Annotated in this window: 8 protein-coding genes and 1 tRNA gene; 4 read left to right on the top strand and 5 right to left on the bottom strand. The window is 71.4% G+C overall.

Annotated features, from left to right (window positions below; genetic code table 11):
• Positions 1–158 precede the first annotated feature (158 nt).
• On the bottom strand, positions 159–416 hold the full coding sequence (locus tag ACFWIS_RS39610) for a DUF3073 domain-containing protein (protein WP_380463500.1): 258 nt from the start codon (positions 414–416) through the stop codon (positions 159–161).
• Positions 417–800: 384 nt separating this feature from the next.
• Positions 801–1,958: a Glu/Leu/Phe/Val dehydrogenase dimerization domain-containing protein gene (locus ACFWIS_RS39605; RefSeq protein WP_380463502.1), complete on the bottom strand. Its 1,158-nt coding sequence runs from the start codon at positions 1,956–1,958 to the stop codon at positions 801–803.
• A gap of 198 nt (positions 1,959–2,156) precedes the next feature.
• On the opposite strand from ACFWIS_RS39605, the gene ACFWIS_RS39600 reads away from it, so the two are divergent.
• Together ACFWIS_RS39600 and bldC are read left to right on the top strand one after the other, a co-directional pair.
• Positions 2,157–3,080 carry a hypothetical protein gene (locus ACFWIS_RS39600; protein WP_380463504.1) on the top strand — a complete coding sequence of 308 codons (924 nt, stop codon included), beginning with the start codon at positions 2,157–2,159 and terminating at the stop codon, positions 3,078–3,080.
• A 487-nt stretch (positions 3,081–3,567) separates the two neighbouring features.
• Positions 3,568–3,774 carry a developmental transcriptional regulator BldC gene (gene bldC / locus ACFWIS_RS39595; RefSeq protein WP_014137253.1) on the top strand — a complete coding sequence of 69 codons (207 nt, stop codon included), beginning with the start codon at positions 3,568–3,570 and terminating at the stop codon, positions 3,772–3,774.
• Between the two features lie 336 nt (positions 3,775–4,110).
• Here the strand turns inward: bldC and ACFWIS_RS39590 are convergent.
• Positions 4,111–4,184, bottom strand: a tRNA-Asp gene (locus ACFWIS_RS39590).
• 130 nt (positions 4,185–4,314) lie between these two features.
• Positions 4,315–8,295: an ATP-dependent RNA helicase HrpA gene (hrpA, locus tag ACFWIS_RS39585; protein ID WP_380463506.1), complete on the bottom strand. Its 3,981-nt coding sequence runs from the start codon at positions 8,293–8,295 to the stop codon at positions 4,315–4,317.
• Between the two features lie 154 nt (positions 8,296–8,449).
• Between hrpA and ACFWIS_RS39580 the strand changes: the two genes are divergently transcribed.
• Together ACFWIS_RS39580 and ACFWIS_RS39575 are read left to right on the top strand one after the other, a co-directional pair.
• Positions 8,450–8,968: a SigE family RNA polymerase sigma factor gene (locus tag ACFWIS_RS39580; RefSeq protein WP_380463508.1), complete on the top strand. Its 519-nt coding sequence runs from the start codon at positions 8,450–8,452 to the stop codon at positions 8,966–8,968.
• Positions 8,965–9,948 carry a hypothetical protein gene (locus ACFWIS_RS39575; RefSeq protein ID WP_380463510.1) on the top strand — a complete coding sequence of 328 codons (984 nt, stop codon included), beginning with the start codon at positions 8,965–8,967 and terminating at the stop codon, positions 9,946–9,948. The genes ACFWIS_RS39580 and ACFWIS_RS39575 overlap by 4 nt, the downstream gene beginning before the upstream one ends.
• A 56-nt stretch (positions 9,949–10,004) precedes the next feature.
• Here the strand turns inward: ACFWIS_RS39575 and ACFWIS_RS39570 are convergent, their stop codons facing one another.
• Positions 10,005–10,964 (bottom strand): LysR family transcriptional regulator, encoded by a 960-nt coding sequence (locus tag ACFWIS_RS39570; protein ID WP_380463512.1) that lies wholly within the window; start codon positions 10,962–10,964, stop codon positions 10,005–10,007.
• Positions 10,965–11,076 lie beyond the last annotated feature (112 nt).

Raw genomic sequence — 11,076 nt, 5'->3', positions numbered from 1 at the left:
CCGGTGCACCGGAGGGGCCCTCTCGCACGTCCTGGGCGTTCACGGCCGCCGGCCGGTCCGGAACGGCGCGCAAGCCGTCCGGGCCTCGCCCGCCCGGGGGAACGCCGAAGACCGGTCCGGCGCCCAGGGGCGTCAGGACCGGTCCGGCGAAGCTGCGGTTACGAGCGGCGGGAGGCCTGCGACGGCCCGGTGCCCGGCCCGGTGTCGTCCTCGTCGTCGAGGTCGGCGTAGCGGGCGGCGTACTCCGCGTACGGGTCGTCGTCCTCTTCCTCCTCGATCGGCTCGGGGTCGATCGAAGCGGTGGACGGCGATACGCCCAGCTCGTTGGACAGACGGTTAGCGTCGAACCCGCCGCTGTTGTACTTCAGCTCGCGGGCGACCTTCGTCTGCTTGGCCTTGGCCCGGCCGCGCCCCATGGGTCGACCCCCTCAACGATGGGGCTCACGGCCCCGAGTCTGACACGTGTTCATGATCAGGTCCGGCCTGCCCGAATGGGAGGACCGTCCCTTGGAGCATTAACGGTACCTGTTTCCGCCGCTGGACGGTACGTCGTCAGTGTGACGTGGCGCGCACCGAGTGCACCCGCGACCAGGTCTTCCCAGGTCAGGGGAGGTTTTGCGGCGTTTTGCACGCTGTCCGGAGGTGTTCGTGGTCCGTCGTTCCAGGACTGATTATCCCCCCAAGGGGGACCTCGGATCACCCGTTCGGGCGGAGAAGTGAGAATCCGGTTCCACATCGTGATGCGCGGGGGGCCGGAGGTGACGGCCCCCCGCGCACCGGGGTCAGCGGAGCGACCGCGATCAGCCGCGGCGGCTGCCCGGCAGCAGCACCGTGCGCAGAGCGCTGATCTCGCGCATCCGCTTCTCGGCCAGGCGGTCGGCGGCGACCGCCGGCGGGATGCCGTCGGAGGCGGCCCGGGTGAAGATCTCCAGGGTGGTGTCGAAGATCTTGGTGGCCTTGTTCTTGGCCCGCTCGAAGTTGAAGCCGTCGATCTCGTCGGCGACCTGGATCACGCCGCCGGAGTTCACCAGGTAGTCGGGGGCGTAGAGGATGCCGCGGTCGGCCAGGTCCTTCTCCACGCCCGGGTGGGCCAGCTGGTTGTTGGCCGCGCCGCAGACGATCGAGGTGCCGGACTCGCCGAGCGCCGCGACCACGGGGTCGGTCAGCGCGCCGCCGAGGGCGCAGGGGGCGTAGACGTCCAGCTTGGCCTGGAGCAGGGCGGTGGTGTCGGCGACCACCTCCACCTCCGGGTGGGCGGCGCGCACCCGGTTGACGGCGGCCTCGAAGGGGTCGGTGACGACGACGGTGGCGCCGTCCGCGACCAGGTGGCCGACCAGGTAGTGGCCGACCTTGCCGACGCCCGCGACGCCGACCCGCTTGCCGCGCAGGGTGGGCTGGCCCCAGCGGGCCTGGGCGCTGGCGCGCATGCCCTGGAAGACGCCGAAGGCGGTGAGGATGGACGAGTCGCCGGCGCCGCCGTTTTCGGGCGAGCGGCCGGTCACGAACTCGGTCTCGCGCGCGATGACGTCCATGTCCTGGACGTAGGTGCCCACGTCGCAGGCGGTGATGTAGCGGCCGCGCAGCGACTCCACGAAGCGGCCGTAGGCCCGGAGCATCGCCTCGTTCTTGTCCTTGTTCGGGTCGCCGATGATGACGGCCTTGCCGCCGCCGAGGTCGAGCCCGGCCAGCGCGTTCTTGTAGGACATGCCGCGGGACAGGTTCAGCGCGTCCTCCAGGGCCGCCTCCTCGGAGGCGTACGGGAAGAAGCGGGTGCCGCCGAGGGCGGGGCCGAGCGCGGTGGAGTGGATGGCGATGATCGCCTTGAGCCCGGAGCTGCGGTCGTGGCAGAGGACGACCTGCTCGTGGCCGTCGCCGGGGGCGCCGTCCTGCTCGGTGCGGAAGATCCTGCTGAGCACGCCGGGTGCGGGGTGCGTGGCGGGGGTCTGTACGTCGGTCACTGTGGTGACTCCAGTATCGCGGGCCCGCTGCTGTGGTGCGGGCGTCTGGGGCGAAGCGTAGTCGCGCCGGAGCCGCCGATCAGCCGTCTTGTCCGAGCTTGTGCCGGTTGTCCGAAGGATGAGACGGGAAGGGCCCCGCGGTGCGGGCGCGAACGGTTCGGGGCCGCGCCCTCCCGGGCCCGCGCGGCTCGTGCGACCATGCAGGACGTGACCGTCGTACGCACTTCCGTACTGCCGCCCTATGCCGCCCACCTGCGGGTCTACGAGCCGCTGGCGGCTTATCCGGAGCCCGAGCGGGCGCGCTGGCAGGCCTACGCGGCCGCGCACGGGCCGGACGCGGTGGTGGCGGAGCAGTCGGTCGCGGAGGCGGCGCTGGAGGAGCAGCGGGAGGCCCTGGCGGAGCTGGCCGCCCGCACGCCCCGGGCGCTGCCGGAGCAGGAGAGCGGGCGGGCGTACCTGCGGACCGTCGACGGCGTACTGTACGTGTGCCCGTGGGCGACCAGGCTGCGCAGTTGGCAGGCGCTGGAGGAGCTGCGGGCGGGGGCTCCGGTGGCGCTGCTGGACACCGCGCTGCCGCCGGTGACCCGGGCGGCCGCCGAGGCGGACCGGGAGCGCTGGCGGGCCGGGCACCCGGACGCCCGGCCGTGGATCCTCACCAGCCGGTGGGAGGTGCCGGTGCGCTGGTTCCTGCCGTTCGGGGACGAGGACCGGTGCTTCGTTCCGGGGGGAGCGGGCACCGGAGGGGGAGGACGGGAAGAGGAGGGGGAGCGGGGGAGGCCGGCGGCGCTGTTCTACCTGGTGCCGATGGCCCAGGCCCGGCGCCGGGTGGCGCGGGCCTACCGGGCGCTGCGCGAGGCGGCGCCGGACGGGGAGCTGGTGCGCGGGGCGGAGCAGGTCGGGCGCTGGCTGGAGGAGTTCCACCCGCGTTCGCTGGTGGAGTTGGACTACGGGGGTCTGGTGCATCTGCTGGGGCCGGAACGGCTGTTGGCGGACCGTTCGGCGGGGGAGCTGGAGGAGGGGCTGCGCGCCCTGCGGGCCGGGGACACCGACGGCGCGCTCCGCGCGTACGGGGAACTGACGGGGCGGTGGCGGCGGGTGCTGGCGTTGCGGCACGCGAACTGACGTCCGACCGCCCGTGTATGACTGTCAGAGGTCTTTGGTCCGCGGCGGCGCCGACCAAGGTCCCGGTTCGGGTCAATAGCTGTCGAACGTGACACTACTCACCGTTGACGCGAACTTACCCCTATGTGCAAAAATGGGACAACCAGCCCAACTTCACGTGAGCATGCCCACTTTTGGGTGGTTCTGGAGTTGATGCGTGCTTTGCGGGGAAACGGAGGGTCTGGTCCCCTCGTAACCGGACGTCACTGTCGAGTGACTGTCCGTTATGGGGTGGTCCATCGCCATCCGTCGGCCTTGAACCCGTGAGGGGTCAATTTTGGCGGTTTGGTCGATAGGGCTGGACGGATGGTGTAGTTGTAGACACCAGGACAAGCCGTTCGTCCTATAACCGACTCGGCCCGTCTATGCCATTTCGGGCATCGCGGGCCAAGGTGCAGAATTTGAAGGATAGAACCGCCCTGGTTCGGTTCTCCCGAGGAGGCCGCTCATGACCGCTCGTACCCCTGATGCTGAACCGCTGCTGACGCCGGCGGAAGTTGCCACCATGTTCCGCGTTGACCCGAAGACGGTCACCCGCTGGGCCAAGGCGGGCAAGCTGACGTCGATCCGCACGCTCGGTGGTCACCGTCGTTACCGTGAGGCGGAGGTGCGCGCACTGCTGGCCGGGATTCCCGCTCAGCGCACTGAGGCCTGATAGGCCAAAGGCTCTTTCGAAGGGGCTGCTAACCGGACTCCGCCGGGTCCGGTCGGCAGCCCCTTTGTCATGCCTGCCGGCGCTCGGAATGTTTAACTCCGGATAACGATTTGGTGCTCGTGGGGTGGGGGGGATTTACAGTGAATAGAAGTACAATTTTACATATTAAATTAGTGCCGTACGGAACGGGGCGTTTCGGGGGTGATTTCCGAGGGGTTCGGGTGACGACGGTCACACGGGCCGTCACTTGTGGTCCGGGCCCGGTTCGGGGTAACGGACGGACGGTCAAAAGCAAGAGGCCCGGAACCTGACGGTTCCGGGCCTCTCGCACTGCGGCGATCCCGACGGGACTTGAACCCGCGACCTCCACCTTGACAGGGTGGCGAGCTAACCAACTGCTCCACGGGACCAGAGTTTTCTGATCTCGTTCACTCGCTTGCCGCGCTGCGAACAAGACAGACTGTAGCCCATGGTGGGCCCCCAGGTCGAACTGGCTCCTGAAGGCCCACCGCGCACCCGCAGCTCAGGGCGCCGCCGGGGTCACAGGGACGCCCGGGCGGCCTCCATCGCCTTCATGATCCGCTTCTCCGAGACCGGGCTCGGCGTGCCCAGCCCCTGGGCGAAGAAGCTGACCCGCAGCTCCTCGATCATCCAGCGGATCGCCCGCACCTCCGCCGAGGGCTGCCGCCCGGCCGGCACCGCCGCCAGCAGCTCCCCGTACGCCTGCTGCACCTGCTGGACCTTCAGCAGCTGCTGGGCGTCCCGCTGGGGGTGGTTGGGCAGCGCCTCCAGCCGGCGGTCCACTGCCAGCAGGTAGCGCTTGAGGTCGGGCAGCCGCTGCCAGCCGGTGGCGGTCACGAAGCCCGGGTGCACCAGCGAGGCCAGGTGCAGCCGGACGTCGTTCACGGCGTTCAGCAGCACCGGGCTGCTCACCGCCTTCAGCCGGGTCGACGCCTTGTGGAAGGCGATCAGCGCGGTGGCCGTCTTCAGCGTGGTGTCCGCGGAGAGGTCGTAGAGGTCCGCCCGCACCTTGTCGTGCAGCTTGCCGAAGGCCGCCTCGTCCCAGGCCGGGCCGCCGGCCAGGGTCATCAGCCGGTCCGTCGCGGCGGCGACCACGTCCTCGAACAGGGCGGCGATCGAGCCGTGCGGGCTGTGCGAGAGCGCCAGCTTCGCCTGGTTGCCCAGCCGGCCCTGGATCGACTTGGCCGGGGAGGTGGTGGTCAGCATCAGCAGCCGGCGCGTCCCCTCCCACATCGCCCGCACCTGGGCCTCCGGGGTGTCGAACAGCTTCACGCCCACCGAGGCGCCCTCGTCCACCAGGGCCGGGTAGGCGCGCAGCGAGTGGCCGCGGGAGCGCTGCTCGAAGGTGCGCTGGAGCACCGGCAGCCCGGCCGGCCAGGCGGTCAGCCCGCCCTGCTCGATGCCCTGGCCGGAGGCCGCCGAGGAGAGCGTCTCCTTCAGCTTGGGCTTGAGCTTCAGCCGCAGCTCCTCCAGGTCCTTGGACTCGGCCAGCCGGCGCTTGCCGTCCACCACCCGGAAGGTCACCTTGAGGTGCTCCGGCACCCGCTCGTCGTCCCAGGCCTCCGGGGGCACGGTGACGGCCGTCAGGCGCTTCAGGGCGTGCTCCAGGGCCGGCAGCAGTGGCTCCCGGCGGTCCTTCACCGCCCGCAGCGCCGCCTTGGCGAAGTCCGGGGCCGGCACGAAGTTGCGCCGGATCGCCTTGGGCAGCGACTTGATGTACGCGGTGACGAGCTCCTCCCGGAGCCCCGGGATCTGCCAGTCGAAGCCCTCCGCGGTGACCTGGTTGAGCACCGGCAGCGGGATGTGGACGGTCACGCCGTCCGCGTCGCTGCCCGGCTCGAACTGGTAGGTCAGCTTGAAGCGGAGCTTGCCCTGTTGCCAGTGGTCCGGGTAGTCGGCCTCGGTGACGCCGTCCGCGGCGTCGTTGATCAGCATCGACTTCTCGAAGTTCAGCAGGTCCGGCTGCTCGTGCCGGGCCTTCTTCCACCAGGAGTCGAAGTGCCGGGTGGAGACGATCTCCTCCGGCAGCCGGGCGTCGTAGAAGTCGAACAGGGTCTGGTCGTCCACCAGGATGTCCCGGCGGCGGGCCCGGTTCTCCAGCTCCTCGACCTCGCCGAGCAGCCTGCGGTTCTCGGCGAAGAACCTGTGGTGGGTCTCCCAGTCGCCCTCGACCAGCGCGTTGCGGATGAACAGCTCGCGGCAGAGCTCGGCGTCGATCTTCCCGTAGTTGACCTTGCGCTGGGCGACGATCGGCATCCCGTAGAGGGTCACCTTCTCGTACGCCAGCACCGCGCCGGCCTTCTTCTCCCAGTGCGGCTCGCTGTAGCTGCGCTTGATCAGGTGCCCGGCCAGCGGCTCGACCCACTCGGGCTCGATCTTCGCGTTGATCCGCGCCCACAGCCGGGAGGTCTCCACCAGCTCGGCCGACATCACCCAGCGCGGCGGCTTCTTGAACAGGCCGGAGCCCGGGAACACCGCGAAGCGGGCTCCGCGGGCACCGCCGTACTCGCGCTTCTCCACGTCGAACAGGCCGATGTGGGAGAGCAGTCCGGCCAGCAGCGACTGGTGGATCCGGTCCGCGTCCGGTTCTGCGTCCGGATGCGGCTCTTCGATCGTGACGCCCAACTGCTTGGCCACGGTGCGCAGCTGGGTGTAGACGTCCTGCCACTCCCGTATCCGCAGGTAGTTGAGGAACTCGGACTTGCACATCCGGCGGAAGGCCGAGGAGGACAGCTCCTTCTGCTGCTCCCGGACGTAGCGCCACATCGCCAGGTAGGAGAGGAAGTCGGAGGTCTCCGAGGTGAACCGGCGGTGCCGTTCGTCGGCGGCCTGGCGCTTCTCGGCGGGGCGCTCGCGCGGGTCCTGGATGGACAGCGCGGCGGCGATCACCATGACGTCGCGCACACAGCCGTTCTTGTCCGCCTCCAGCACCATCCGGGCCATCCGCGGGTCCACCGGGAGCTGGGCGAGCTTGCGGCCGAGCCCGGTCAGCCGCTTGCGCGGGTCCTTCTCCTCAGGGTCGAGCGCGCCCAGCTCGTGCAGCAGGTGCACGCCGTCCTTGATGTTGCGGGAGTCCGGCGGGTCCAGGAACGGGAAGGCGGCGATGTCGCCCAGGCCGGCCGCGGTCATCTGGAGGATCACCGAGGCCAGGTTGGTGCGCAGGATCTCGGCGTCGGTGAACTCCGGGCGGGAGAGGAAGTCCTCCTCCGAGTACAACCGGATGCAGATGCCGTCCGAGGTGCGGCCGCAGCGGCCCTTGCGCTGGTTGGCGCTGGCCTGGCTGATCGCCTCGATCGGCAGCCGCTGCACCTTGGTGCGGTGGCTGTAGCGGGAGATCCGGGCGGTGCCCGGGTCGATCACGTACTTGATGCCGGGGACGGTCAGCGAGGTCTCGGCCACGTTGGTGGCCAGCACGATCCGGCGGCTGTTGGAGCGCTGGAACACCCGGTGCTGCTCGGCCGAGCTGAGCCGGGCGTACAGCGGCAGGATCTCGGTGCTCCGGAGCTTCAGCTTGGTGAGGGCGTCGGCGGTGTCGCGGATCTCGCGCTCGCCGGAGAGGAAGACCAGGATGTCGCCCGGGCCCTCGTCCTGCAGCTCCTGGGCGGCCTCGCAGATCGCCTGGATCTGGTCGCGGTCGCGGTCGTTCTCGTCCTGCTCGTCGTCGCCCTCGTCGACGACCGGGCGGTAGCGGACCTCCACCGGGTACGTGCGGCCGGAGACCTCGATGACCGGGGCGTCGCCGAAGTGCCGGGCGAAGCGCTCCGGATCGATGGTCGCGGAGGTGATCACGACCTTGAGGTCGGGGCGGCGGGGGAGCAGCTGCTTGAGGTAGCCGAGCAGGAAGTCGATGTTGAGGCTGCGCTCGTGCGCCTCGTCGATGATCAGGGTGTCGTACTGGCGCAGGTCCCGGTCGGTCTGGATCTCCGCCAGCAGGATGCCGTCCGTCATCAGCTTGACCAGGGTGTCCTGGCCGACCTGGTCGGTGAACCGGACCTTCCAGCCGACCGCCTCGCCGAGCGGGGTGTCCAGCTCCTCCGCGACCCGCTCCGCCACCGTACGGGCGGCGATCCGGCGCGGCTGGGTGTGGCCGACCAGACCGCGGACGCCGCGGCCCAGCTCCAGGCAGATCTTCGGGATCTGGGTGGTCTTGCCGGAACCGGTCTCACCGGCGACGATCACCACCTGGTGGTCCCGGATCGCCGCCAGGATGTCGTCCTTCTTCTGGCTGACCGGCAGCTCGGCGGGATACGTGATCTTCGGTACAGCGCCCCGGCGCTGCGCGACCAGCAGCTCGGCACGGTCGATGTCGGCGGCGATCTCGGCGGCGACCTTCTGCCGGGCCTCCGGCTTGCGGACCCTGCGGGCCCCCTCCAGCCGGCGCCCGATCCGCACCTCGTCGCGCAGGGTCAGCTCGGGAAGGCGGGCGGCCAGCTCACCGATTCCGGGACCCTCGGCGGGAACGGAGGCGGACTGGACTGCGGGAGAACTCACTGCGGGCATCCCTCTAGGTTCGCAAGGAGGCACGGTGGAGCGCACCTCGGTTTTCGAGCCCCTCCAGTGTCACAGCCGCCGGCGGCCGATCGCGAATGCCGGATCACGGACGCCGGGCAACGATCGGCGGGGGTTACGGACTCTGGAGGGCGAGGAGGTGCTCATGGGAGCCCAGAAGGCCGCCCGGGACGAAGAGTTCCGGGAGTTCACCGGCAGCGCGTGGTCACGGCTGCTGCGCACGGCGTACCTGCTCGCGGGGGACCGGCACGGCGCCGAGGACCTGGTCCAGCAGGCGCTGGAACGGGCCTACGTCCACTGGAACAAGGTCCGGGCGGCGGACGACCCGAACGCCTACGTACGCCGCATCCTGATCAACGAGCACGCCCGGCGGTTCCGGCGCAGACCCGCCGAGTACCTGGTCGAAGTCCTGCCCGACCGGCCCGCCCCGACCGGCCCCGACCCGGACGACCGGGCCGTGCTGCTCGCCGCGCTCGCCGCCCTGCCGCCGCGCCAGCGCGAGGCCGTCGTCCTGCGGTACTGGGAGGACCTCAGCGAGTCCCAGACCGCGGCGGCGATGGACTGCTCGGTCGGCACGGTGAAGAGCCAGGCCGCCAGGGGACTGGCCAAGCTGCGCGAAGCCTCCTCACTCCACGGACTGACCAGCATCGGAGGCAACAGATGAACACGGAGTCCATGCACGAGGACGAGGACGTGCGGGCCGCCGAGGCCGCCGTCTCGTGGGAGCTGGGCGATCTGGCCGAGAGCGTCGAGACCGGACCGGTGCCGTACGAGCGGCTGGTCGCCGGCGGACGGCGACGGCTGCGGCGCCGACGGCTGCTGACCGCGGTCGCGGTCGCGACGATGGTCGTGGTGGTCGGCGGGGCGGGGGCCGCCTTCGAGGGGCACGGGCGCGGGGCGGGCGGTGCGGTGGTCGCCGCGGCCGCTTCGCCGTCCACGGCCGCTCCGGCGGCCTCGCCCGGGTCCTCGGCGTCGGTTCCGGGAGCGCCGTCCACCGGTGCCACCGCGACGGCGACGCCGTCTACGAGCCCTTCGGACGGCCCGAGCGGGGCCCCACGGGACCCGTTCACCCCGATGCGGGCCAGGATCGCCGGGGGCACCACCGTGAGCGGCCACACCTGGGAGGCCTGGGTCGCCGAGTGGCCGAGCCCGGCCACCGAGCAGGACGCCCTCAAGCAGGACAAGCTGATGCAGGTCGAGCGCCTCGCGGCCGGCTCCGACCTGAAGTCGCTGATCCCCCGGGACAGCAAGGGCAACTGGGTCCCGCACTGCGACATCGCGAACCTCTACTACACCGTGGACGGCAAGCGGCAGCCGGACGACGTCCTGTACTCCCTCGCCGAGCCGCGCGGACCGTTCACCGGCGGGATCGGCGGCCTGAGCGCCTCGCTGGGCCTCAAGGACCGGGCCAGGACCGGTCTCCCGCCGGTCGTGATCGGCGCGGAACGGCCCGAGGTCGCGAAGATCGTGATCACCTGGGACACCGGTGACACCACCGAGGTGGCGCCGATCCCGGTCGGGGACTCCGTGCTCCACTGGTACGCCGTCATGGCGAAGCCCGGGGCCGGGGTGAAGACCTACACCGCGTACGGCGCGGACGGCTCGGTGGAACGCACCACCGACCAGTGGGTCCGCACCAACTGAGCGTGCCGGGCGGGACGTGGTGGGACGTGGCGGGGCGGGTCCCCCGGTACGTGGGGTCACGGGTGGAGGGCGGCCTCGTCGGCGTCCGGGAGCCAGTCCCGGGCCGGGTCGTACTCCAGCCATCGGCAGTGGGCCGCCTCGGCGGTGAACGCCCTCAGTAGGACGTCCAGCTGGCCGTCCCGGTCGGTGTCCCGGTCGGTCCGCCAGAGCAGCGACCAGGCGTACAGCGGGGTCGGGCCGACCAGCGGCACGGTGCGGACGCCCGGACGGTCGGGCAGCGGGCCGTCGGCGGGGACGAGCGAGAAGCAGCCCGGATCGGCGGCCACCTGGTCGAGGAAGTGCTCCAGGCCCAGATTGGTCGAACCGACCCGGTCGGCGACACCGAACCGGGCGGCGAAACGGGTCAGGAAGTCCAGGCGGTCCACCGCCGCCGGGTAGCGCAGCACACTGCCGCGCAGCTCGGCCGGTGCCAGGGCGTCGCGGCCCGCCAGCGGGTGGTCGACGCTCAGCAGGGCGTCCACCGGCTCCAGCCGGACCAGGCGGTGCGTCAGGCCCGCGTCGGTGCCGTCCGGGAGGGCGTGCACCCGGCCGAAGCCCGCGTCCGACTCCCCGCGCAGCAGCGCCGCCGCGACGGACGGCAGGTCGCGCCCGGGCACCGGCTCCACGTCCAGGCCCGGGGCGGCGTCCACCGCTTGGGCGAGGGTGCGCATCGGTGCGTACAGGTGGCCCCAGACGTCGATCCGCAACGGCCGCCCGGCCCCGCGGACGGCCGCCACCGCGAGGTCCCCCTGCGACAGCACCCGGCGGGCCGGCTCCAGGAACCGCGAACCCGCACCGGTCAGGCCCACGCCCCGGGGGTCCCGCTCCAACAGCCTCGCGCCGAGGGCCGCCTCGAGTCGGGCCACGCGCTTGGACAGGCCTTGCTGGCTGATGCCCAGGCGGGAGGCGGCGCGGCCGAAGTGCAGTTCTTCGGCGGTGACCACGAAGGCTCGTACCTGTCCCAGATCCAGATCCACGGGGGGCACCTTAGCGGGGGGGCGGGGCGGGGTGGGGGGCGCTGCGCGGGGCTGTTGTTGGGGGGTGGGCTTTCGGGAGGGTGGGTGACGCCGGGGGCGGTTCCGGGGGTGG

Origin of the sequence: Kitasatospora sp. NPDC127060 (assembly GCF_042724935.1) — a bacterium.
Taxonomy (GTDB): Bacteria; Actinomycetota; Actinomycetes; order Streptomycetales; family Streptomycetaceae; genus Kitasatospora.
Note: the sequence above shows the minus strand (reverse complement) of the source record. Positions and strands in the feature narration are given on the sequence as shown.